The sequence below is a fragment of the Pararcticibacter amylolyticus genome (assembly GCF_003130405.1).
In the GTDB taxonomy this organism is placed as follows: Bacteria; Bacteroidota; Bacteroidia; order Sphingobacteriales; family Sphingobacteriaceae; genus Arcticibacter; species Arcticibacter amylolyticus.
Genome location: NZ_QEAS01000018.1, coordinates 51,015 through 76,636, shown reverse-complemented (window position 1 = coordinate 76,636; position 25,622 = coordinate 51,015). Strand labels below are relative to the sequence as shown.

Annotated in this window: 12 protein-coding genes; all 12 read left to right on the top strand. The window is 47.5% G+C overall.

Annotated features, from left to right (window positions below):
- Window positions 1–17 precede the first annotated feature (17 nt).
- The 12 genes from DDR33_RS19345 (at window position 18) to DDR33_RS19290 (ending at window position 25,601) form a co-directional block, all read left to right on the top strand.
- Window positions 18–1,520 carry a RagB/SusD family nutrient uptake outer membrane protein gene (locus tag DDR33_RS19345; protein WP_109417448.1) on the top strand — a complete coding sequence of 501 codons (1,503 nt, stop codon included), beginning with the start codon at window positions 18–20 and terminating at the stop codon, window positions 1,518–1,520.
- Window positions 1,521–1,536: 16 nt separating this feature from the next.
- Entirely contained in the window at window positions 1,537–3,216 is a 1,680-nt protein-coding gene (locus DDR33_RS19340) for a fasciclin domain-containing protein (RefSeq protein WP_109417447.1), read from the top strand.
- A gap of 22 nt (window positions 3,217–3,238) precedes the next feature.
- Window positions 3,239–4,753 carry a fasciclin domain-containing protein gene (locus tag DDR33_RS19335; RefSeq protein ID WP_109417446.1) on the top strand — a complete coding sequence of 505 codons (1,515 nt, stop codon included), beginning with the start codon at window positions 3,239–3,241 and terminating at the stop codon, window positions 4,751–4,753.
- Window positions 4,754–4,786: 33 nt separating this feature from the next.
- Complete coding sequence (locus DDR33_RS19330; RefSeq protein WP_109417445.1) at window positions 4,787–8,005, top strand: SusC/RagA family TonB-linked outer membrane protein; 3,219 nt, start codon at window positions 4,787–4,789, stop codon at window positions 8,003–8,005.
- A gap of 18 nt (window positions 8,006–8,023) precedes the next feature.
- On the top strand, window positions 8,024–9,769 hold the full coding sequence (locus DDR33_RS19325; RefSeq protein WP_158280812.1) for a RagB/SusD family nutrient uptake outer membrane protein: 1,746 nt from the start codon (window positions 8,024–8,026) through the stop codon (window positions 9,767–9,769).
- Window positions 9,770–9,905: 136 nt separating this feature from the next.
- On the top strand, window positions 9,906–11,234 hold the full coding sequence (locus DDR33_RS19320; protein WP_109417443.1) for a rhamnogalacturonan acetylesterase: 1,329 nt from the start codon (window positions 9,906–9,908) through the stop codon (window positions 11,232–11,234).
- A 93-nt stretch (window positions 11,235–11,327) separates the two neighbouring features.
- Complete coding sequence (locus tag DDR33_RS19315) at window positions 11,328–12,950, top strand: arylsulfatase (RefSeq protein ID WP_238387867.1); 1,623 nt, start codon at window positions 11,328–11,330, stop codon at window positions 12,948–12,950.
- Between the two features lie 6 nt (window positions 12,951–12,956).
- Complete coding sequence (locus DDR33_RS19310; RefSeq protein ID WP_202913792.1) at window positions 12,957–13,997, top strand: glycoside hydrolase family protein; 1,041 nt, start codon at window positions 12,957–12,959, stop codon at window positions 13,995–13,997.
- Window positions 13,998–14,020: 23 nt separating this feature from the next.
- On the top strand, window positions 14,021–16,891 hold the full coding sequence (locus tag DDR33_RS19305; protein ID WP_109417442.1) for a glycoside hydrolase family 2 protein: 2,871 nt from the start codon (window positions 14,021–14,023) through the stop codon (window positions 16,889–16,891).
- Between the two features lie 21 nt (window positions 16,892–16,912).
- Window positions 16,913–19,879 (top strand): sugar-binding domain-containing protein, encoded by a 2,967-nt coding sequence (locus DDR33_RS19300; RefSeq protein ID WP_238387866.1) that lies wholly within the window; start codon window positions 16,913–16,915, stop codon window positions 19,877–19,879.
- 8 nt (window positions 19,880–19,887) lie between these two features.
- Window positions 19,888–22,782, top strand: coding sequence for an exo-beta-1,4-galactosidase (locus DDR33_RS19295; RefSeq protein WP_109417484.1), 2,895 nt, complete (start codon window positions 19,888–19,890; stop codon window positions 22,780–22,782).
- Window positions 22,783–23,417: 635 nt separating this feature from the next.
- The gene (locus DDR33_RS19290) at window positions 23,418–25,601 is read left to right on the top strand and encodes a fasciclin domain-containing protein (protein WP_109417441.1); all 2,184 of its coding nucleotides are present in this window, start codon (window positions 23,418–23,420) and stop codon (window positions 25,599–25,601) included.
- Window positions 25,602–25,622: the final 21 nt, after the last annotated feature.

Sequence of the window (25,622 nt, the reverse complement as noted above, 5' to 3'; positions counted from 1 at the left end):
CGTTTAAATTGAAGATAATGAAAAAGATATTGGTGTGTTCAATTGTACTGACTCTTGTTCTCTGCACATCATCCTGTAATAAATGGCTTGAACTGAAACCTCAGGATGGAATAACGGGAGGTGATTTCTGGAAGACAAAGGAGCAGGTGCAGGCTGCCGTGACAGGGATTTACGCCTCTCTTCTTAAGGATCCTCTGGTAAACAATCTTTTTGTCTGGGGCGAGTTAAGGGCCGATATGATCGCCGCGACTACCCGTACCACGATCGACGAGCAAAACCTGATGACGACAAATATCCTTTCGTCAAACGGATATACAAACTGGGGGATCGTATATAGTACGATCAATTATTGTAATACAGTTATAAAATTTGCCCCCCAGGTACTGAAAAGTGATCCGACCCTGTCTCAGGATGAACTCGACGCATATATGGCGGAAGCCTACGGCATCCGGGGCCTGATGTATTTCTATCTCTTACGGGTATTTGGAGAGGTCCCTCTTAAGCTGGATCCTTCCTCCTCTGATAAGGATATTGAACGTATCGCCAAAAGCAGTAAAGACGAAGTTTCCCGGCAGATTATAAGCGATCTTGACTTTGCCGACAAACATGCCTTTATAACCTATGGCTCAACAGCAAAGGACAAGGGCCGGATTACAAAGTACACGGTGAATGCGATGCAGGCGGATGTGTATCTGTGGATGGAAGATTATCAGAAGGCGCTTGACGCTTGCGACAAGCTGGTGAACTCCGGCAAGTTCGGCCTCATTACAGAATCCTCACAGTCCCGCTGGTTCAGCATCTTGTATTATTTACAAAATTCCAATGAGAGCATCTTTGAAATTCAGTTTGATAAGCAACGGCTCAATCCCTTCTATAACATGTTTGGGGCTTCCACCCGCCGGTTTGAGGTAAATCCCGTCGTGATGGATGAGATTTACACCGTTAATATAGAAAATCCCTCATTGTACGACTTCCGGGGGAACGGCGCTTCCGTAAATTCATCCATAAACGTCGTCTGGAAATATGCGGGGGCAAACGGAGGTCAGGGTGATCTTGAAGGCCGCAGCATCGACGATTACACTTCACACTGGATTGTTTACCGTTACGCCGATATCCTGCTGATGAAGGCAGAGGCCTTAACATGGCTTGGAAAAGGTGCAGAGGCATTAAGCCTCGTCAAAACAATCCGGGCCAGAGCGCACGCTCTGGCCGCAACCGAGCAAAACCCTGATCCCGAAGATCAGGAAGGAATCTCCGACTATATACTCTCTGAACGCGCACGTGAATTTGCATTTGAAGGAAAAAGGTGGTTTGATGTGTTGCGCCACGCTAAAAGGAATAATTACTCTACATCCGCATTCAACAGGATGCTCGATATCGTGGTGGTGAATGCACCCGGAAACAGCCAGCAGGCTGTTCGTAATAAGTACCGGGATTTTAACAGTCACTACCTGCCTGTCAATGCTGATGAACTGACCCGCGGAGGCGGCTTGCTCGAACAAAACCCATTTTATAAATAATTAACCTGTATTGGAGATGAAAGAGCTTAAGAAGAACGCATTTGCAATGATTCTGGGAATGTCTTGTGTTATTCTCGTATATCTGAGTGCCTGCAAAAAAGACAATATAGTTTACGAGACCACTTCTGATGTGAATATTACGGGGTATCTGGATAATCATCCTGACGAATTTTCTGAGTTCCGGAAAATTCTTGACTTAACCAAGACCGCTGCATTTCTTGGTGCATACGGCGAATATACTCTTTTTGCCCCGACAAACAGTGCCGTTGATGCCTATCTGAAAGAAAAAGGAGTATCCTCTGCAGACCAGATCCCCGCGAAGGATCTTTTAGATCTGGTGCGTTATCATATACTCCAGGATACTATCGGAACAACAGCGTTTACTGATGGAAAGCTGCCGAGACTCACCATGTATGGTCAGTTTCTCATAACCGGAACAGCAAATGCCGGCGGTGTAACTAAAATAACAGTAAACCGGCAAGCCAATATTGTGAAAGCAAATATTCTGACCGGGAACGGCATTATCCATTCAATTGATCAGGTACTGAAGCCTGCAAAGTTTACGGTTGCCCAAATGGTAGACGCAGACGAACGTCTCTCTATCTTTAAACAACTGTTAAGAGAAACCCATCTTTACGATTCCCTTAATGTGCTGCCCGCCGATAATACTGATCCCGATAGTACGGGCCGGTGGAAGACGCTCATCGCTGAGCCCGATGAAGCCCTCGCTGCGGCTGGTTTTCCAAGCTACCAGGCCCTTAAAGACAGGTATTGCAAAACAGGAAATCCTCAGAATCCTCACGACAGTCTTTATCTTTTTGCCCTTTATCATATTCTTCCCGATGCCAAATACCTGGCTGATATTGTTTCTTCTACATCCCATCGGACATACGCTCCGTTTGAGGTGATCACAACGAAGGAAAAAAATCAAAAAGTACTGGTTAATGACGACGAGTTTAACGGGGTATACGAGCCAGGGGTGGAGATTGTCAGGAACCAAAGCGACAATTCTGCTGCTAATGGCGTTCTGCATCTGGCAGCCGGACACTTCACTATCAAGGTAAGAAATCCTGTTGCTGTTTATTATGACGTTGCAGAGCAGCCTGAACTGAAATCGCAGCCGGCATTCAACGGCGGCGTCATCAATGGCATTACGAAGCTCGATGCAATACGATGGGAAAGCGGTTATACAATCAATTACCAGGGAAATGCCGGTGCAGGGCACTTTAAGGGAAATCGTTTGCAGTTGCCAATGGCTGCAGCAGCTTCTACAAAAAGGGCACATTGGATTGAGTTCGTAACGCCTATGCTCGTGAGAGGTAAGTACAAGATCTGGGTGTGCTACCGAGCTAACAGCAGGGCACCATTACTGCAGGGCTATTTTGACGGAGCTCCTCTGTCGCGCATCCTCAACATGGCTGAATATAATCTTAAGAACGTTTCCGATGCGGAGATGGAGGGGGCCGGCTTCAAGTGGCATACTGATGTTACCAGCAACAATGCGATAGTCAGCCGCTACCTCGGTACCGTTGACGTAAAAACTACCGATAAGCACCTGCTTCGTTTTGAGGGCGTAGGTACCGCCGGTGGTGATGCCAATGGAACCTGGTGGGATATGATCCATTTTATCCCCGTGGACCAGGATCAGATCTGGCCGCGTTTCCACACAAACGGAACGATCATTAACAAACCCTGATAGTAATCTTAATAATAGAAAGATGAGTTTAAAGAATGCTGCCCTGATCTTCGGATTTCTCATGCTGGCACTGACAGCATGCAAAGATCCCTGGGCCGATTATAATGAAGTAAAAGACCCGGTGCTCGCGGGTAACCTGATGCAGCTAATAGACAAGCATCCTGAGCTTACCAGGTTCCGGGAGTTGCTCATAAAGACAGGCATGGATAAAGAATTATCCTCCTCTAAGACGTATACTGTATGGGCGCCGTCAAACGAAAAAATAGACGAAATGCTGAAACAGGCTGGTGCTGAGGCATCAGACAGCGCTCTCGTCAGGTTTGTTGGCTACCATATCGCCCGGCAGACCTATTTTACCCGGAACACTGCCGACTCCACCATGCGTATCCTGACAATGAACGGAAAGGCGGTAGAATTTACCAGGACCGGGGTGGAAGATGCTTCTATCGTTGCCCCGGATCAGTATACAGGCAATGGTGTTTTGCATGTGATCAATCACCCCCTGATCGCCAGGAAAAATAACTGGGAGGTTTTTGAGGGCCTGGAGCAGGATGCCCCCGTTTCTCAAAAGAACTTTATCAGTTCGTGGAAGTCTGAAGAGTTTGATCCGGAGAATTCAAAGCAAATAGGGGTTAACGAGCAGGGAAAGCCCATTTACGACAGTGCGTTTGTTACCAGGAACGGCTTCCTGAAAAATGTTGCCGATATCAGTAACGAGGGGAGATTATATACCTTCTTTGTTCTTGCCGATGATGCTTATACCCAGGAGCGCGATAAGCTGAAGAATTTCTTCGCTGATTCTACAGAACTTGCTGCTTCATTCAGAACCCAGGCTTATATCGTGAAGGACCTTGTCGTGAAAGGCCGTTATGATGCAGATCATCTGCCGGCATTTTTCTATTCTCCGGACAGTACGAGGTTTTCAGTAAGTAAGAGCTCAATCGTCAGGAGTATTCCAACGAGTAATGGTATTGTCCATATTATTAGCTCTGTTTCCTACCAGATGAGCGATAAAGTCAAACCTGTATTCGTCCAGGGAGAGTCCGTTAACGAAATCAGTCCGTCAAGTCTCAGTTTGAACAGGAGAACAAGAAAAGCACCGGATGGTACAATTTTCAGGGACATCATGAATAATACCCATACCGTTAACGGCGTGTGGCTAAGATATTCGGGTACCGTCTTCTCAGGAAGATACAGGGTTTACTGGAGGATGGTCCGCGACTTCTCGCTGGTGCCGGCATCCGGGGCAACAGATATTGTTCATTTTCCCCAGAAAGTTACCTGGAATGAGCGTTGGAAAACTCCTGCAGGGACCGTGTTCGACCCCCTGGCGTCGAACGGGTTCGGTTACAGGAATGAGCCGTTTATTGCTAATGCCGACGGTACTTTTTCTCCCGATTATAATGAGGTGCTGCTTGGAGAAATGACCGTAGACCGCTATGGCGTTATCGATCTTTACCTGGTAGCCAACCGTACTGCTACGGCGGTACAGAATGCAATTTTACTTGACTATCTCAAGCTCGAACCTGTGTATTAATTCAATAAGGACTTTGACTTATAGTACCATTATATGTGTAATTTTAATCAAAAGCTTAAGGCTTTCATATTATATGCGGTGATTTCAGCAGGCCTCTTTCCGGTTATGCGAACGGAGGCTGCACCTGTATTGCCTCTGGCCCCGGATTCCCTGGCAGTTCCCCCTCAGTCTGTCCGTAAGACAGAAGGGATTGTAAAAGACGCGTCAACCGGAAAGCCGGTAGCAGGAGTGAATGTGTCGGTTGCTGGTTTTTCATCAGCATTTACGGATGAGAAGGGCAGGTTTAAAATTTCTGTTCCTTCAGGACGTGCTGCGTTGAAGATCAGTCTCGAAGGGTATCAGGATAAAATAGTTCCGGTCGGGCAGGGCAAGCTTCCCGCAATCTTTATCCAGGAAGAGTCTTACAACTCCCAGTTTACCCATGTTTCCCTGCCCTTCTATGAGGGGCCGAAAGTGACAGTGCCTTTTTCTGTAGCATCAGTCAATCCCGGGGGAGGCTGGTCGGCTAATTCGGAAACTCCCGACACCTATCTTCAGGGGCGTGCGACTGGTCTGAATTCCATCCGCCGTTCGGGTACTCCCGGAATTGGAGCCAATCTTTTTATGAGAGGGTTCTCGTCTTTGGCTGCCACCAGTCAGCCTCTCGTTGTGGTCGATGGAGTAATATACGACACCGGCGTTTATGGAAGTTCTATAATTTCAGGTAATACCGAAAACCCTCTGGGCTTTATTGATCCGAAAGATATCGATAATATAACGGTTGTCAGGGACGGAGGGTCACTTTACGGTACCAAAGGGGCTAATGGAGTGATCTTCATTACAACGATCAGAGCAAAGGAGGAGGCTACAAGAATTGACTTTGCAGCCTACGGCGGCTTGAATTTTAAGGTTAAAGACATTCCCCTGATGGGAGCGTCCGCTTATCGTTCGTATCTTTCTGATATCCTGCAGGACCGCGGGTGGTCTCCTCAGATGATTGCTTCCCAGCCCTACATGAACGATAACATCAATCCCCAGTACTATAATTATCATAATAACACCAACTGGCAGGATGAGGTAATGGGAAATGGGTCAAATCAAAATTACTATTTGAAAGTGACCGGAGGAGATGATATTGCAACGTATGGACTTTCGGTAGGATTTATCAATAATGACGGTCTGATCAATAATACGAACAATAAAAAATATCATACCCGGTTTAACGGGGATCTGAAGTTAAGTTCGAAGCTCAGCAGTACTGTCAACCTTTCTTTTATGAATAATGAGCAGAATTTGAGAGACGGAGGTCAGGCATATTTAACTAATCCCCTTTATCTTGCCTCTGTAAAAGCCCCTTTCTTGTCTACTCATCAGGTAAGTGAAAATGGTGTTGTGTCTCCAAACCTGGCAGATAAAGACATTTTTAATATTGCCAACCCGGTAGTTGCTGTAAATGATGCCATCGGAAAGAACCGGAATTACCGTTTTTTTGGTTCAGTCGGTTTTAACTATGCTTTTAGTAAAAATCTGAAGTTAGGAAGTGTTGTTGGTGTCACCTACAATAAAATGAGGGAAAACATGTTCATCCCGGAAAAAGGAATGGTCCATGATTCTCTCTCAACCGCAGCTATCAGCAATCGTTCGGGTACCAACGTGGGAAGATTGCTCATGCTTTATAATGATACGAGGCTGTCTTATAGCAGGATCTTCAATCATATCAATACTCTTTCTGCGAATCTGGGAATCCGTTACAGCAGCTCGAAGACGGAGAATGATTTTGGATACGGGTATAACTCTGCCACAGACGATTTGATATCGGTAGGCCAGGGAGCCGGTGCTCTCAGGGAAATAGGCGGGGGACTTGGTAACAGCCGCTGGCTGAGCACATACCTTAATGTGGATTACAACTATCTCAACACGTATTTTCTTTCTTTCAATATGGCTGCCGACGGATCTTCCCGCTTTGGAACGGAAGCATCCGGAGGCCTGTCCGTTTCAGGGAACAGGTATGCCCTCATGCCGGGAATTGCCGCCGCATGGCTTCTGTCTTCTGAAAAGTTTATGAAAGACATGAAATGGCTTGACATCCTCAAATTAAGAGCCAGCTATAGTCTGACAGGTAACGATGATATCGGCAACTATTCTGCAAAAAGATATTATATCTCTCAAAACCTCCTGGGTATGCAGGGATTGATCCCCGGGAACATCGGGAATCCTGCTCTTAAATGGGAGACAGTTTATAAAACGAATGCAGGAGCCGACATTTCAATATGGCATGAACGTCTTAATGTCAGTGCCGACTTTTACTCTAACAGGACGAAAGATATGCTTTCATGGAGAAACGTCAGCACGGCCGCAGGCTTAAAGAATGTGCTGACAAACGAGGGAGAGATGACCAGCAAAGGGTTTGAGGTCACAGTGAATGCCCGGGTCCTGAACAAAGCCCTCAAATGGGATCTGGGATTGGGGCTGGCTAAATATAAAAATGAAGTTGTCAGCATTCCGGGAGGCTCCATGATCTCTACTTTTGGAGGTGCCACATTTCTGACATCAGGAGGTAGTGCTCCCAATTTGTTCTATGGGTATAAAACAAGAGGTGTTTTTTCATCCTCCGCAGAAGCTGAGGCTGCCGGTCTTTACACCGTTCTTTCTGATGGTTCGGTCAGGCGCTTTAGCGCAGGCGACATTCATTTTGTCAACAATGTGAACAGTGAAGAAGATCTGGCCGCCGGCAGGACCTACATCGACGAAAGTGACAGGCAGGTAATAGGCGATCCCAATCCCGACTTTACCGGCTCATTCAGCAGTTCCTTTAACTGGAAGCGATGGTCTTTCGGGACTTTGTTTACATTCAGCAAAGGCAATGATATCTATAACGCGCAGCGCGCTGCGCTTGAAAGCCAGTCGGGTGTCGAAAATCAAACCCTCAATGTGCTGAACCGCTGGCGCAGTGAGGGGCAACTTACAGATGTCCCAAGGTTAGGCTGGGGAGATCCGATGGGCAATGCACGGTTTTCTGACCGCTGGATTGAAGACGGCTCCTATCTCCGGTTACGCACCGTATCGCTGTCGTATAACCTCAATCTTAAGGGAGTAAAATTGTTCAAATACGCCTCTGTATATGCTACAGCAAATAACCTGTTCACCTGGACAAAATATAAAGGCTACGATCCTGAGTTCAGTGCGGGGCCGGGAGTATTTGCACAAGGAGTTGACACCGGTTTGCAGCCTCTCTTCCGAAGCACACAACTGGGGATAAGAATTGGACTATAATCAAGAATGACGAAGACAATGAGAAGTATCAGAATATTTATCCTGGCCCTCGGAATCATCATGAGTGCCAGCATGGTGTCATGTAAAAAACTGCTTGACACCGAGCCTGGTGAGGTACTTGGCGACGGGCAAATGTACCGGAATGTCTACGATGCCGATGCCGCCGTAATTGGAATATATGGAAAGTTCATGGGACTGGCTTCAAAATATACAATACTAAACGAGCTGAGGGGAGATCTTTTGGACGTAACACCTAACAGCGACAGGTATCTTAATCAATTAAATTCGTTCTCAGTGCAGGAAGGAAATCCCTATGCAGATCCGCGGCCTTTTTATGAAGTGATCCTGTATTGCAACGATGCAATGAAAAATTTCAAACGCATGCTGGATGAAGGGAAGCTTAAACAAAGCGAATTCGATACCCGTTACTCGGACATCGGGGCGCTCAGGTCCTGGATCTATCTTCAATTAGGAATTCAATATGGCGAGGTTCCTTATGTCACCGAACCTATTGAGAAGATCGATGATCTTAAAAACGAAGCTTTATTCCCGCGCCTGAGTTTCGGCCAGCTTCTCGATCAGCTGATCGTTTTTATGGAAGCACTTCCATTTAAAAACGATTATCCGTCAGGAACCACCTTGCTTACAAGTGTCGACTCCTACAGTACCACTAAATTCTTTATCAACAAACAGATGGTGCTGGGTGATCTGCATCTCTGGAAAGGCGATTATAACGCCGCAGCCCGGTCGTACAGGGCGGTTTTGGAATATGCCACAAGTAATTATGCCTCCGGTACTGATCAGTATTACGAAGTCTACAGGATGACTTACAGTTACATCACAGGAGCCAATTGGACGAACATATTTGTTCAGCCGTATGGTGAACGTTATTCTAATTATGAGAATATCTGGATGTTGCCGTTTGACAAGAATTTCAAACCGGAAAACCCGTTTATCTCCTTGCTGGCTAATTCGGGCGGAGGCAAATACCAGGTCAGCCCGTCTGCCCTGGCAATAAATGATTGGGACAGCCAGATGAGAAGCGATGCAACTCCCTACGACCTGAGAGGAAGAGGCGCGTCGTGGACATTTGATAATAGTAAACCGGTGGTGAAAAAACAAATAGCGGCATACAATTCGCAAACTCCTTTTGAGAAAAACGGAAAATGGATCCTTTACCGGGCGGGTGCTTTGCACCTTCGTTTTGCCGAAGCCGCTAACCGGGACCATCAGAACAAGATTGCTTATGCTTTTCTGAATAACGGAATAGCTGGTTCGTTTGACAGGACTCCGGGAGTAGCAAACAGGGATGTGACGAATATGATGAATTCTCTTGACTATCCTGAACCTTATAATTTCGATGCGCGGAATGGTGATTTTCCAAGGTTCAGAAGCGACTGGTATCGACACACCGGAATCCGTAACAGGGCAGGGGTTGCTCAATCGGCGATAGCGAAATCTGATTCCGCCCGTTTCTTTGACATGTCCAACCCCGACTGGTATACCCGGGAGGTGACGGATCATCATGGGCTTGCCTTGTTCCTGGAGGACAGGATTGTGGAAGAAGGAGCGCTCGAACTTGCTTTCGAAGGCTACCGCTGGCCCGACTTACTGCGGGTTGCTCTCAGACGCGAGAAAGAGGCGCCGGGGACAGGTGTTACCTTCCTGCAGTCAAAGATCAATGCCAAGTTTGCGGCAAAAGGGATCCCTGCTCCCGATCTGAGTAATAAAGCTAAATGGTATCTTCCCTTTAAATGGAACTGACACCGGCCCTGGATTTTATTTTTCATATAGGGGATGAGCCCCTCTTACCTCACTATACAGGTACAGAGAAATAACTAACCGTGCCTGGCAACAGGGGGCGAAATCCCTGTTGCCAGGTGCCTTTGTCTTCACAGGGATGCTAAAAAAATATTTGCTTGTTGCTTTAATCTGTTCCGCCTTCTGTTCTGCGGCTCAGCCCCTCACTTTCAAATTCGACTTTGGACCCGGGAAGGCTGCCAAAGGCTATCAGAAGGTCGATACAAACACAATCTTTTCCAGGGAACGCGGATTCGGCTTTTTGCCTGGCGCCTCTTTAAAAGGGATAGACCGGAAAGGGAAAGATGCTCTTCGCGGGGATTTTATCTCCGGTGATGGCGCTTTTTACTTTAGTGTAGTGCTTCCTCAGGGTAATTATGAGGTGACAGCCATTCTCGGAGATCGGCAGGGCAGCTCTTCTGCAACCATCCGGGTTGAGAACAGGCGCCTGATGGCCGGACAGGTGAATACTGCAAACGGACAGGTGATGTCCGTAAATTTCACCGCCCACATTCGTACTCCCCTCATTCAGGGCACGCAGGACAAAGTCAGGCTTAAACCCCGTGAGTTAGCCTACCTGCATTGGGACGACCAGCTTACGATTGAGTTCAATGGTAAAGATGCAAAAGTATGTGGATTGGAGATCAGGCCTGCCTCTCCGGCTATCCCGGTGGTCTTCCTGGCCGGCAATTCTACCGTGGTCGATCAGGCTGAAGAGCCCTACGCTGCCTGGGGACAAATGATTCCCGCTTTTTTTCAGCCCGGAAAGATCGCGGTAGCAAACTATGCAGAATCCGGGGAGACCCTGAAGGCATTTCGTGCAGAGAAACGTCTTGATAAGATCCTGTCTCAGATGAAAAAAGGCGATTATCTTTTTATTGAGTTTGCCCACAATGATCAGAAGCCTGGGGGCAACCACCTTGATCCCTTTACAACTTATAAGGAAATGCTGAAGTATTATATCTCGGAAGCCCGCAAAAAAGGAGGGATCCCTGTACTGGTTACATCTATGCACAGGCGGAATTTTGATGAGAACAACAAAATTATCAATACACTCGGTGATTATCCCGAAGCGGTCAGGCAAACAGGAAAAGAAGAGGGAGTGCCTGTGATCGACCTGAACGCGATGAGCAAAGTCCTTTATGAGGCATGGGGACCGGAGGCTTCATTGAAAGCCTTTGTACACTACCCGGCAAACACGTTCCCCGGACAAACGCAGAAACTGGAGGATAACACACATTTCACTCCCTATGGTGCTTATGAACTTGCCAGGTGTGTGGCGGAGGGTATAAAAAGCACCGTTCCGGATCTGGCAGAATATTTGAAAAAGGACCTTCCTTCTTTTAATCCCTCAGCCCCCGATCCCTATCCGGCCTGGTATTGGCCCCTGAGTGCAAGGATCTCCGCGCTTAAACCGGATGGAAACTGAAACGAAGTAACATTGACGATACATCGGCAGCAAAGCATGATAGATCATGACGATTGTACACGAGGATAGAATTAGATTTACCGCAAACAAACCATGATGCCAAGGAAGACCTTCTTTACCGTTTCTTTCTTTCTGCTGTTAACATTTTCGGCGATTTCAGCCCGTTCGCAGAAGAAAAAGTTCCCTAATATTATTGTCATTCTTGCCGATGATATGGGATACTCCGACATTGGATGCTTTGGTGGAGACGCACGCACGCCCAACCTCGATGAAATGGCCGGAAAAGGCTTAAAAATGACTCATTTCTACAATGCTTCAAGATGCTGTCCGACCCGGGCTTCTTTGCTCACCGGTCTTTTCCAGCATCAGGCTGGCGTGGGCGACATGATGAATACAAGGCCTGAACCCGCATACCAGGGTTATCTGAACAGAAATTGTGTCACCATTGCTGAGGCTCTGAAGCCTGCGGGTTATAACACCTTCATGGCGGGAAAATGGCATGTGGGGCAAGCTCCCGAAAACTGGCCGCTGAAGAGGGGGTTCGACCGGTACTATGGGCTCATTGACGGTGCAGCCAGCTATTTTGATCTTTATCCTTACAGGCCGGGTCAGAAACTGACAGTGGCTCTGGATGATCAGCCGGTTACTCCCGGAAAGGGCTATTATTCCACCGATGCCTATACCGACTATGCCATGAAATTTATCCAGGAGAATGAGGAGAGCAGAAAGCCGTTTTTCCTCTATCTTGCCTACCAGGCTCCCCACTGGCCCCTGCATGCACTACCCGGCGATATTGCACGCTACCGTGGAAAATTCATGAAAGGCTGGGACCGCTTACGCGAAGAGCGTTTCGCCCGCATGCAGAAAAGCGGTATCATCAAACCCGGAACAACCCTTTCTTCCCGCGATCCGCATGTCAGGGACTGGAATACGCTTACCGAAGAGGAAAAGGAGCAGTGGGATGAGAGAATGGCAGTATATGCAGCCATGATAGACCGCATGGATCAGAATATCGGACGGCTGAGAGCAAAGCTCAGGGAACTCGGGGAAGAAGATAATACGGTCATCATGTTCCTCTCAGATAATGGCGCCAGCAGTGAGAGCATTAAAGGATCTGGTTTTCTCCCCGGCATCATTGAGGCTAGCAAAAGGCCAGCCTCGGATCCTTCTTCCTTTACAGCTTACGGCTTTGAGGGGGCAAATGTAAGCAACACGCCCTTCCGCCTGTTTAAGCATTGGGAATATGAAGGGGGAACGGCCACTCCTTTTATCGCATACGGACCCGGGCTTGTTAAGAAAGGCCTTGTGTCTGAGCAGCCCGCTCATATTATTGATCTGATGAGCACCTGCCTCGATCTGGCACATACCCCTTACCCGGCTACGTCGAAAGGCAATAAAATTAAGGCGACAGAGGGGCTCAGCCTCGTTCCTTTATTTCAAGGCCGGAAATGGAAAGGCCACGATGCTTTGTTTTTTGAGCATGAAGGCAACAGGGCAGTGAGACAGGGAAGATGGAAGCTGGTTTCGCAGTTTCCTGAAAATAAGTGGTATCTCTATGATATTGAAGCCGACCGGTCGGAGAAGACGGACTTGAGTGAAAAATATCCGGCAAAGGTCATGGAGCTCGCGGCTCTCTACACAAGCTGGGCCGCCAGAGCAGAGGTCATCCCATTTGAGCAATTAGTAAACCGGAAGTCCGACAAGTTTGAAAATTAAGATGCTATGAATCGAACGGTAATACTCCTGCTTCTTGCTGTATCTGTACTCCTGGCATTGTCTGACCCCGCGACTGCACAGAAAAAAGGAAAGATCGCAGCAAAACCTTTATACCGCGACCCTGTCTATGACGGAGCCGCCGACCCGGTTATCATCTGGAACAGTAAGTTAAAAAAATGGTGGATGTTTTACACCAACCGTCGTGCCACGGCAGAAGGTGAGACCGGAGTAACATGGGTGCATGGAACGCGCATTGGCATTGCGGAATCGTCGGATGGCGGCGCCTCATGGAAATATCTGGATACCGCAGTTATCAATTACAGGCCCGACAAAGGGTATACTTACTGGGCACCAGACGTACTGGAATACCAGGGTACCTATCACATGTATCTGACGTATGTACCCGGCACTTTTACCGACTGGTCCCATCCCCGGAGTATCGTTCATCTTACCAGCAGCGACCTGTTCCACTGGGAATTTCAGTCGGAGGTGAAGCTCACATCCGATAAAGTGATCGATGCGACGGTTTTCCGGCTGCCTGATGGCAGCTGGCGAATGTGGTACAACAACGAGAGAGACCGGAAGTCCATCTATTATGCCGACAGCAGGGATCTTTATACCTGGCAGGACAAGGGGAAAGCGCTCGGTGAAAGAGGAGAGGGTCCCAAGGTTTTTTTCTGGAAGAATAAATACTGGATGCTCGTCGATGTCTGGGCCGGGATGGTCTTCTATTCCTCTGACGACCTGGTACACTGGAAGAGACAGGATCAGAAAATCCTCGGAGAGCCCGGCACTGGTGCCGAAGATCAGGCGATTGGCGGGCATGCCGATGTCGTGGTAAGCGGCGGCCGTGCATTTGTCTTCTACTTCACCCATCCGGGCCGGCGGAAAGATAAACCCGCGGCTGATAACTCAATCGAGTCAAAAAGAAGCCTGATCCAGGTGGCGGAGCTTAAATACGACGGCGAAAAGATAAGCTGTGACCGGGATCAGCCGGTGATGATCCGCTTAGCTAAGAATGAAATAAACAGCCGTGCAGCACAATAGGCCGGTATAATAATATCCTTCTAATGAAATTTACATATATTCTCGCAGCATTTACGTCGATTCTCCTGTCTGCCTCTCCCGGCATGGCACAGGAAAATAATTCTCAAAAAGAGGTCTTTTACCTTTCGGGTACCGACAACCGTCACACTGTAACCTGGGATTTCTGGTGTACGGGGGGACGGAAAAGTGGGGTATGGTCGAAGATCGAAGTTCCTTCTCACTGGGAGCAGCAAGGCTTTGGCGCCTACAATTACGGGCGCGACTATGTTACATACGGGAAAAACTTCCGGTTTGAGGACGAGAAAGGAATCTACAGGCATTCGTTCAATGTGCCGTTGTCATGGCAGGGAAAAGATATTTATATCGTCTTCGAAGGCTCCATGACGGATACGGAGGTGAAGATCAACGGGCAAAAGGCCGGGCCTGTCCACCAGGGATCTTTTTACCGGTTTAAGTATCTCATCAACGACAAGGTGCGGTTTGGTAAGCAAAATCAGCTTGAAGTAACGGTAAGTAAGATGTCTTCAGATCAATCCGTGAACAATGCAGAGCGTCTTGCCGATTACTGGGTGTTTGGCGGGATCTTTCGCCCTGTTTACCTGGAGGCCCTCCCGAAAGAACATATAGACTGGACAGCTATTGACGCGAAAGCCGATGGCTCTTTCAACATGAATGTCTACCTGAAAAATGCAGCTCCCGGGAGAACTCTCTCTGCCGAGATCCTTGATGCGACGGGTAAAGTGGCCGCTATTATAAATGGCATCAGCAACGGGGGCGATTCCATGGTAAACCTGAAAACGAAGGTCAGGGATCCCGCTCTGTGGACTGCCGAAACCCCTAACCGGTATACGGCAAAGCTATCGCTGAAAGATGGCAGTAAGGTGTTATACCAGACTGTTGAAAAGTTTGGCTTCCGCACCATCGAAGTCAGGAAGCAGGATGGCATTTATCTCAATGGCACCAAAATCAAGATGAAAGGAGTGAACCGGCATGTCTGGTGGCCGGAGACCGGCAGAACTGTTAATCCTGAAATCGATCTGAACGATGTGAAGCTGATTAAAGAGATGAATATGAATGCCGTTCGCTGCTCACATTACCCTCCTGATCAGAGCTTCCTTAATATATGCGATTCCCTGGGCCTCTATGTACTCGACGAGCTTGCCGGGTGGCAAAAGGCCTATAGCACAAAGGCTGGTGCACCGCTTGTAAAAGAGATGGTGATCCGGGATGTCAACCATCCATCCATCATTTTCTGGAGTAACGGGAATGAAGGAGGACACAATTTTGCACTGGACAGCCATTATGGAATGTACGACTTATCCAAACGTCCTGTAATTCATGCCCATCACAAACCGGGAAATGCTTTTGGAGGGATCGACTGTAATCATTATGAAGACTATTACAGTACGAAGAAGATCCTGGCGGATACTAATATCTATATGACCACTGAGTTCTTACATTCCCAGGACGACGGGGGAGGGGCGGCTGGTCTTGCCGACATCTGGGAACTGCACTGGAATGCAAAGAAAGGTGCCGGTGGTTTCATCTGGGCGCTGGTGGATGAGGGCATTGTACGAACAGATCAGAACAATATCATTGATGTCAATGGAGTAAATGCCCCCGACGGCCTTGTCGGCCCTCATCGCGAACGGGAAGGCAGCGTAAACGCCATCCGGGAAATATATTCTCCTGTTCATATTACCCTGAAAGAACTCCCGGCAGATTTCCGGGGAGAAATACCCGTGGAAAATCGTTACCACTTTACAAATCTCAACCAGTGCAGCTATAAATGGCAATTAGTGAACTTTAAAAAGCCGAAGGACTATTTCAGGGATTACGATGTGCAGAAGGAAGGCTCTGTGAAGGCCCCTTCGGTTACACCCATCGCAAAAGGAATAATAAAACTTAACCTTCCCGGCAACTGGAGAGATTATGATGCCCTAACGTTTTCTGCAACCGATCGATTCAATAATGAGATTTACAAATGGGTGTGGAAGATCAAAAAAAATGAGCAGTTGCTCGATAGCCTGGTGATGACTAAAAGCATTTCCCCGGTAGAAACGGCCGAAACGGACTCAAGCATTACAATGAAGGCAAGCGGCATTTCAGTGACGTTCAGTAAGAAAGATGGAAAGCTGAGCCGTCTTGCCAATGACTACAGTGCGAGGCTCTCATTTGCAAACGGCCCTGTTCTGGTCAGTGGCAGTGCTTCATTCACCGGGCTGAAACATTACCAGGAAGGAGAGACTCATGTGGTGGAAGCCTCTTATTCGGGCGATCTGAAATACGTGCGCTGGAAAATGTATGGCTCCGGCTGGCTGGAGATGAGCTATGAGCATGCCCTGAACGGGAGTTTCCCTTTTGCCGGGATCAGCTTTAATTATCCGGAAAACTTTGTGCTCGGGGCCAAATGGCTTGGCAAGGGGCCTTACAGGGTGTGGAAGAACCGCCCACAGGGCGTTACTTACAATGTATGGGAAAACCGGAACAATGATACCCACACTGGGAGCGCACCCTGGATCTATCCTGAGTTTAAAGGCTACTATGCTGATGTGATCTGGATGGAAATGAACACGGTGGAAGGAAAGTTCACTGTTGCCAGCAAGGACGATGACCTGTTTGTCCGGCTGTTTGATTTTTATGCATTATCTGGTATTACGTCACACCCGGGCCTTCCGCCGGGCAATATTTCTTTTCTTGATGCTATACCGCCGACTGGTACGAAGCTGGCTTTAAATATCAGTGCAGATGCATCGAGACTTGGTCCGCAGAGTGAACTCAACAGGATAGAAGGCTCAAAGAAACGCACCCTGTTCTTTTATTTCGGCCTTCCAAAGCAGGAAGGGGATAATAAGCAGTTCGTGATGCCCAAAGAGAACATATTAACGGATTAGTCAGAATTATAAGGAAAAGCTGTGTCAAAGACATTTTTTAGCATTTTAGTTGCCATCCTCCTATCAGAAGCATTTGAATTTTCAGCATCCGGCCAGGTACGCCATCGATATAACTTTAATCCGGATTGGAAAATATTCAGGGGTGATACTGAAGGTGCGGAGACACCGCAGTTTGATGATTCATCATGGAAACAGGTTACTTTGCCTCACTCATGGAATGAGGATGAAGCATTTAAAGTGGCAATTGACCAGCTGTCAACAGGGATTGCCTGGTATAGGAAACACTTTGAGTTGCCTCCCGGGAGTGGTGACGGAAAAGTACTCCTTGAATTTGAGGGTATCCGTCAGGCCGGTGAATTTTACCTGAACGGTAAATTTATCGGACGACATGAGAATGGCGCCATGGCGTTTGGCCTTGACATCACAGACATCCTGCAGCCGGGAGAAAATGTTCTCGCGGTAAGGACTGATAACTCCTGGGATTACCATGAAAAGGCAAGCGGCTCGCGTTTTCAATGGAATGATAAGAATTTTAACGCGAACTATGGCGGGATTGCCAAGAATGTCTGGCTGCACACAACCGGCAAGTTATACCAAACTTTGCCGTTATTTTCTTTCCTGAAAACCAGGGGTGTTTATATCTATGCCAAAGACTTTGACATTCCAAAAAAATCAGCAGTGATTCATGCCTCTTCACAGGTGAAAAATGACCACGACTATGCTATTCCGGTGTTTCTTGAAACGGAGATACGCGATATGGATGGCAGCATTGTGAAAACGTTCAAAAGTTTGCCAGACACCATACACCCGGGTGAGCTGAAGGAACTTGAAGCATCAGCATCTGTCGATAATCTTAAATTCTGGAGCTGGGGATATGGATATCTTTATGATGTTTCCACGAGGTTAATCAGTAATAGTCAGATTGTCGATGAAGTGGTTACCAGGACCGGGTTCAGAAAAACAGCTTTCAAAAATGGCATGGTTTATTTAAATGACCGGGTGCTCATGATGAAAGGGTATGCTCAGAGAACTAGCAACGAATGGCCTGCGGTCGGTGCCTCTGTTCCTCCCTGGCTGAGCGATTACAGCAACGGCCTGATGGTGGAGAGTAATGCCAACCTGGTAAGATGGATGCATATCACGCCCTGGAAGCAGGACGTCGAATCGTGTGACAGGATGGGCCTGATCGGAGCTATGCCCGCGGGCGACGCCGAGAAGGACATTGAGGGGCCTCGTTGGGAGCAGCGTAAAGCCCTGATGCACGACGCTATCATATATAACCGGAATAATCCGGGTATTCTCTTTTATGAGTGTGGCAATGAGTCAATCAGCAGGGCACACATGCTGGAGATGAAGGAGATACGTGACGAGGTTGATCCCTACGGCGGCCGGGCTATCGGCTCACGGGAAATGCTTGATATAGACGAAGCAGAGTATGGCGGCGAAATGCTGTATATCAATAAAAGTGCGGGTAAACCGCTCTGGGCTATGGAATATTCAAGAGATGAAGGTTTACGTAAATATTGGGATGAATATAGCCCCCCTTATCATAAAGACGGTGCAGGCCCCCTTTACAAGGGTGCAGATGCACAGGCGTATAACCGCAATCAGGATTCGCATGCTATAGAAGATGTCGTTCGCTCGTATGAGTTCTGGCGTGAAAGACCGGGAACAGGAGAGCGGGTTAGTTCGGGAGGAGTCAATATTATATTCTCTGATTCAAATACTCATTTCAGAGGAGCCGAAAACTACAGGCGCAGCGGAGAAGTAGATGCTATGAGGATTCCCAAGGATGGTTTCTATGCGCACAAGGTAATGTGGGATGGATGGGTGAATCCCGACAAACGTGGTATTCATATTATCGGGCACTGGAATTATAAGCATGGTGTACAGAAAAATGTATATGTGGTAGCTGCGGGCGAGAGAGTCCGGTTGTTTGTAAATAATAAACCCTTAGGTTTCGGAGAGCGGAGTAACGGTTTCCTGTTTACCTTTAAGAATGTAAAGTGGGAGCAGGGAATAATCCGGGCCGTATCGTTTGACGCCGGAAATAAAAAGCTGGCTGAAACAAGCCTTTCTACTGCAGGAATATCAAAAGCATTAAAGCTAACAGTTATGCAGCACCCGACAGGTTTGAAGGCCGACGGTGCAGATATGGCTTTAATCCAGGTAGAAGTGGTGGATAGTATTGGCAGACGTTGTCCGACGGCGCTTGATATGATTCATTTCAGCTTGGAGGGACCGGCGGAATGGAGGGGCGGCATAGCCCAGGGACCGGAGAATTATATCCTTTCAAAGTCGCTCCCTGTTGAATGCGGAGTCAACCGGGTTCTGATCCGTTCTCTCGCTGCAGCCGGAACCATTACAGTTTCCGCAGCTTCCGAAGGGCTGGAATCCGCGAAGGTTACTATCCGCTCTCAGCCCGTTCCGGTATCAAAGGGGCTCTCTGTCTTCAATCCGGCCGAAGGCCTTCCTTCCCTAATGAAGCGGGGACCTGCCCCCGATGAACCAACATATACGGACATTCGTAAATCGGTAAAAGTTGTCAGCGCTGAGGCCGGTGCAAATAACGACCGCACCAAAGCGAGTTACGACGATAATGAGCTTTCAGACTGGGCCAATGACGGAAATCTTAGTACAGCATGGATTAAATACACCCTTGAGAAACAGGTGCTGGTGAAAGGGATGTCTTTTAAATTTAATAATTTCCGGAGCAAATCGTATCCGATTAGCATCCTTGTCGATAATAAGGAAGTTTTTAAAGGCCTTACAGAGAAAAGTCTCGGCTATTTTGATGTATCATGGCCTCCTGTTAAAGGAAAGACAGTAACAGTGCGCCTTAGAGATGGCGCATTGCAAAGCCGGGCATCTTCCGCTGAAGTTGAGATGAACGGAAAAAAACTTGATGATGGAGTAACACAAACCGGGATCGCTTCGAAAGGCACGATCAGCATTATAGAAGCAGATATTTACAGTCCCATAAGATGAAAAAGCATATGAGAGTACAATTTCGCATCCTGTTTTTTATTCTTCTGGCCCATCTTCCCTTTCATGCGGCCTCACAGGAGGAAATTTCACTTCAAGGAGACTGGAAATTCCAGGCCGATCCTCTTGATAAAGGAACCCCGGAAAGGTGGTTTGCAAAAGACCTGGCGGATCATGTGACACTGCCGGGATCAATGGCTGGAAACCAGAAAGGGGATGACATCAGCCTTACAACAAAGTGGACCGGCAGCATCTACGATAGTTCTTTTTACTTTAACCCCCGGCTGGCGAAATACCGTCAGCCGGGCAATATTCATATTCCTTTTTGGCTGACTCCTGCGAAACACTTCGTCGGAATTGCCTGGTACCAGAAAGAAGTGCAGATCCCTTCCGGGTGGAAGGGAAAACGTATTGTGCTGTCACTTGAGCGCTGTCATATTGAAACAACGGTATGGGTTGATGGCCAGGAGGCCGGGATGCAGAACAGTCTCGTTGCGGCACACGAATATGATCTCACTCCTTTGCTCTCAGCCGGACGTCATCTTATCACGATCAGAATTGATAATTCTATAAAAGATATTAATGTCGGGCCGGATTCGCACAGTATCACGGATCACACCCAGGGCAACTGGAACGGAATAATTGGCAAAATAGCGTTGCAGGCAGGAGCGAAGGTTTTCCTGGAAGATGTACAGGTGTTCCCGGATCCGGCAAACCGGAAAGCAAGGGTGAAAATGACGATTGCCAATACAGAAGGGCGAGTGAAGAAAGGTAGTATTACCCTCCGGGCAAAAAGCTTTAACAGTGAGGCGGTAGACGAAACGAAGCCGGTAACGGTACCCTTTGTTGTAACGAAACAGGGAACTCTTTCCCTGGAGGCGGATCTGCCGTTTGACGGGGGGATGCTTACCTGGGACGAGTTTCACCCTGTTCTCTACAGGCTTACCGCATCCGTTAATTCTGGAAGAGAACGCTCTGTGCATATAGTGCAGTTTGGAATGCGTGAATTTAAAATTCAGGGAAATAAGTTCCTGATCAATGGCAGGCCTGTTTTCCTAAGGGGTACAGTCAATAACTGTGAGTTTCCTCTTACAGGCTATCCTCCGACCGATACACTTGCATGGGAAAGGATCTTCAGGATTGCGAAGTCCTTCGGGCTTAATCATATGAGGTTTCACTCCTGGTGCCCGCCTGAAGCCGCTTTTATTGCCGCAGATAAAGCTGGATTTTATCTGCAGCCTGAAGGGCCGAGCTGGCCGAACCACGGCCCAAAGATTGGTCTGGGGCAACCCGTAGATCAGTACCTGTACGACGAAACGAACCGGATGGCGAAAAACTACGGGAACTACGCTTCTTTCACGATGCTTTCCGCAGGTAATGAGCCGGCGGGCAACCAGGTTAAGTATCTCACGGAATTTGTGGAATACTGGAAAAAGAAAGACGCCAGGAGGGTGTATACAGGGATGTCGGTGGGAGGAAGCTGGCCGGTCATCCCAAATGCTGAGTATCAGGTCCGTGGTGGTGTCCGCGGGCTTAACTGGGACCGCCAGCCGGAGAGTGAGTCAGACTACTCTGCCGGAATTGCCCGGTTTTCTGTTCCCTTTGTAGCCCACGAAATGGGGCAGTGGTGTGCTTACCCTGATTTTGATGAAATAAAGAACTATACAGGTATCTATAGGGCGAAGAATTTCGAAATGTTCCGCCAGGACCTTAATGATCGTGGAATGGGGGATCAGGCGAGGGACTTTCTGCGTGCTTCAGGCAGGCTACAGGCTCTGTGTTACAAGAATGAAATTGAAAAAGCATTGAGAACACCTGGATACGCGGGCTTCCAGCTGCTGGGACTGCAGGATTTCCCGGGACAGGGAACAGCTCTGGTTGGTGTGCTGAATGCCTTCTGGGATGAAAAGGGATATATCAGAGCAAAGGAATTTTCCCGCTTTTGTAACACCACGGTTCCTCTTGCCCGCCTGCCAAAGTTCGTCTTCGGCAATGATGAATCCTTTAGCGCAGCCGTTTGCATTTCTCATTCAGGGGAGCATCCTCTCAGCGATGCCGTGACAGAGTGGGTTATCAAAAAAACGGATGGCTCCGTACTGTTCAGCGGATCCTTCGCCTCCCGGGAGATTTCATTTGGAAATGGTATTCCTGTCGGGAAGATTGAAATACCGCTCAGTGAAATAAAGGAACCTGTTGCACTCACCCTTGAAGTAAAACTAAAGGGTACGCAGTTTGCAAACGACTGGAATTTCTGGGTGTTTCCTGCCGCAATTCCTTCGGTGGGCCGGGATATATATTACACCACAAATCTGGATGAAAAAGCACGACAGATCCTGAACCGGGGAGGAAAAGTATTTCTCAATGCTGCAGGGAAGGTGGTCAAGGGAAAAGAGGTTGCCATGCATTTTGTCCCAGTTTTCTGGAATACCTCATGGTTTAAAATGCGGCCGCCTCATGTCACTGGCATGCTCATCCAGGACAAAAGTCCTGCTTTCGGCACTTTCCCGACCGCTTCTTACAGCGACCTTCAATGGTGGGACATTGCAAACCGTTCGCAGGTGATGATCCTCGAAGATTTTCCGGCAGGCTTCAGACCGCTGGTCCAGCCGATCGATACCTGGTTCCTCAACCGCAGGCTCGGGCTGATATTCGAGGCAAAGGTGGGAAAAGGCAGTCTCATCGTCAGCAGTGCGGATCTGAGTGAAAATCCATCCGGCAGACCGGCTGCCCGTCAGCTTTTTGCCAGCCTGATGAAGTATATGGCGTCCCCAGCGTTCAGTCCGTCTGCACAGGTTGGTTTCGAAACGATAAAGGATATTTTTGTCCACCCTTCACGCGAGGTTTATAATACCTATACGAAGGATAGTCCTGATGAACTAAAGCCGGTTCAGGGAAATAAAAAGTAGGATTGCTATTTACTTTTTTACCCTCTTTCCCGTCAGCCCTCCGCTGTCGCTCAAAATGACTGGCTCGGGGGGGCGGTGTTTCGCCCTTTGGTCCGCTTCGAAATCTTAAAGAACATGTTGAACTTTCAACTCTAAACTTTCCACTCGTATAAAGATCACGATAAGGAGTTACAGGGCGAGGAGGGGGACGTGACCTGATCGCTTGTTTATCAATATTTGTAACAAAGTTGTTTTTTTTAAAAAAAAGCCCGATTCAGGGGAATGAGTTGCTAAAGCAAAAAACGGTCTATTTGTTGTTTTGGGGCAGGTTTTAGCCCGGCGATCATTTAAGTGTCATTTTTACATTACCCATCCGGGCAGGACACTACAGGTTGCGGCAGGCACGGGTCGTGATTAGCTTAGCAATATAAACAGGGTAAACCCATTTATCTTGTTTGTACTGTATCAAAACCAAGATTAACTAAATTAAACAACCAATAACTAATATGAGATAATATTTACTTTCATTGCCCTTTCCGTCGGATAGGATTGTCAATCAATTTCACAGCGTAGCTTTTTAAGCATTGTAACAGCATGGAAAATGCTGTACCCGAACGCTATTGCGTTATTTTCAAACACCAATTATTTGTACCATCATGATTTTTAAGCGTTTAGTGTGTTTTTTGTCCCTGGCCTTAGTGTTTTCAGGTTGCCGGAAAGAAGCGTTTGACGACTTTTACGGCAGGCCGGACTGGCTCGCGGATCCGATTTACCAGCAACTTAAAGCGAGGAAGAACTTTGACAGCTTCTTAACCTGTATTGATAAGGCTGGCTATAAGGACATCCTCAGCTCTGCCGGTTACTGGACCATTTTTGCGCCAAATGATGATGCCTTTCAGAAGTATTTTGAGCAGAAAGGTATCAGTAAGGCTGGTGATATACCAGAAGAAGCGGCTTCAGCAATTGTCAGATACTCTCTTGTCTACAACGCCTTTAAAACGGATCACCTTGCAGATGTGCAGGGCCTTTCGGGCTGGGATCCCGGTATGGCTTTTAAGAGGAGAACGACATTTTACAGGGGGGCACTTGAAACGGAAATCAATAACCAGAACCAACTAGTCGTATCTTCAAACAGGAATAACAGGGTTTCGGGAGGCTACTATGTAAAAGAAGATAATAACAATAAGTATATTCCCTATTTCCTGAACAATTATTTCGCTGCGAAGGGACTCTCTGAGAGCGATTATAAGTATTTCTATCCTTCATCTGATTTTACCGGTTTTAATGTTGCGCAGGCAGCGGTTGTTAATAAAGACATCATAGCCGAGAACGGAGTGATCCATGAGATCAATTCGGTTATTGAGCCCCTCCCTAATATAGACGAATACCTGGGACAAAAGCCGGAATATTCAGGCTTTAAGGCAATCTTCGACAAATTCATGGTTTCTTACCTGTCAAACGCGGACGCGACAGCGAAATACCAGCAGATCAGCGGCACGAATAAAAGCGTTTTGGTCAAAGTTTTTAATTCAGGGCTGTCGTATTCTCCCAATAATGAAAACTTCCTGAAGTTTTTTGATAACGATGGTCAGGGAGATGGGTTTTCGATGTTCGCACCCTCCAATGAAGCATTGAATAAATACCTGAGTGAAGTGCTGTTAGAGCATTATCAATCTCTCGACAACCTGCCGCTGGAAGTGCTTTTTGACTTTCTGAACGCCCATATGTGGGCGACAACAGTTTGGCCAGGTAAGTTTTCTTCCACGTTAAACGGCCAGGGACAGGGTGCCTTGTTTGATCCCCAGACAGATATAACGGATAAGAAGGTGTTGAGCAACGGGGTGTTTTACGGAACGAACAAGGTTCAGGAAGCCAATGTGTTCAGTTCTGTTTTCGGCAAAGCATATCTCGATCCGCGGTATTCGCTTATGACGCGTGCCCTTAGTGTGTCGCTGAAACCTTCAATTATCAATACAAACCTGAAATATACCCTTTTTCTTGTTTCGGATGAAGCACTGAAAACTGCCGGATTTATCTATAACCTGGATGCTAACCGGTGGGAATATAAAGCTCCCGGAGGGGGAACAACGATTACGGGAACTGGGGCATGGACAAAGCTTAGCCGGATCCTTAATCTTCATTTGATCAACGAGGATGTGACCTCTCTTGGAGGAAGCGGAATAGCAGAAACCTATGGTGGTGAATATATCCGGTATGCAGGTAGCAGGGTATTTTCAAAAGGAAACCAGGAAAAAGGAGAGCAGGCAGTGGTGAATACTGAAAAGACGGCCTCTAACGGGACCGTGTATTATCTTGATCGCTTACTCCTGGATCCGGAGAAACTGATAGGAACAGATCTGAAGGACCTTGGGACCGCAAGTGGCTCTCAATTTTCTAAATTTTTTAATTACCTGAACAACTCGCAGCTCTACAATAAAAACTCAGGCGAAATTTTAGGAGTAACAGCGGGTAGTCAGTATACCATCCTTGTCCCCGGCAATACAGCAATCACCCAGGCAATTGCGGAAGGGTATCTGCCATCAGCAGAGAATCCCTCTGCACAGGCAGATAAGGATAAGGTAAATGCCTTTATACGCTATCATATTATTCAGAAAGCCACAGTAGTTCCCGACGGAAAAAAGGAGGGTGGATTTACCACATTGCTTCAAAACGGGAACGGAGACGCTACTCTTGTGACTGTCACGAATCATCTGAATAGTATGCAAATAAAAGATATGACCGGGGCGACTGTCAATGTGGTATTACCATCCAGTAATAACCTCTCAAACAATGCAGTTATTCACCTCCTGGATGGGTTTTTAAAATTTAACGTTCAGTAACACCCGGATCTAATTAACAGA

Excerpts from the sequence above, each read along its gene's own strand:
- DDR33_RS19345 (WP_109417448.1), top strand. The coding sequence starts at position 18 with ATGAAAAAGATATTGGTGTGTTCAATTGTACTGACTCTTGTTCTCTGC.
- DDR33_RS19340 (WP_109417447.1), top strand. The coding sequence starts at position 1,537 with ATGAAAGAGCTTAAGAAGAACGCATTTGCAATGATTCTGGGAATGTCT.
- DDR33_RS19335 (WP_109417446.1), top strand. The coding sequence starts at position 3,239 with ATGAGTTTAAAGAATGCTGCCCTGATCTTCGGATTTCTCATGCTGGCA.
- DDR33_RS19330 (WP_109417445.1), top strand. The coding sequence starts at position 4,787 with ATGTGTAATTTTAATCAAAAGCTTAAGGCTTTCATATTATATGCGGTG.
- DDR33_RS19325 (WP_158280812.1), top strand. The coding sequence starts at position 8,024 with ATGAGAAGTATCAGAATATTTATCCTGGCCCTCGGAATCATCATGAGT.
- DDR33_RS19320 (WP_109417443.1), top strand. The coding sequence starts at position 9,906 with ATGCTAAAAAAATATTTGCTTGTTGCTTTAATCTGTTCCGCCTTCTGT.
- DDR33_RS19315 (WP_238387867.1), top strand. The coding sequence starts at position 11,328 with ATGATGCCAAGGAAGACCTTCTTTACCGTTTCTTTCTTTCTGCTGTTA.
- DDR33_RS19310 (WP_202913792.1), top strand. The coding sequence starts at position 12,957 with ATGAATCGAACGGTAATACTCCTGCTTCTTGCTGTATCTGTACTCCTG.
- DDR33_RS19305 (WP_109417442.1), top strand. The coding sequence starts at position 14,021 with ATGAAATTTACATATATTCTCGCAGCATTTACGTCGATTCTCCTGTCT.
- DDR33_RS19295 (WP_109417484.1), top strand. The coding sequence starts at position 19,888 with ATGAGAGTACAATTTCGCATCCTGTTTTTTATTCTTCTGGCCCATCTT.
- DDR33_RS19290 (WP_109417441.1), top strand. The coding sequence starts at position 23,418 with ATGATTTTTAAGCGTTTAGTGTGTTTTTTGTCCCTGGCCTTAGTGTTT.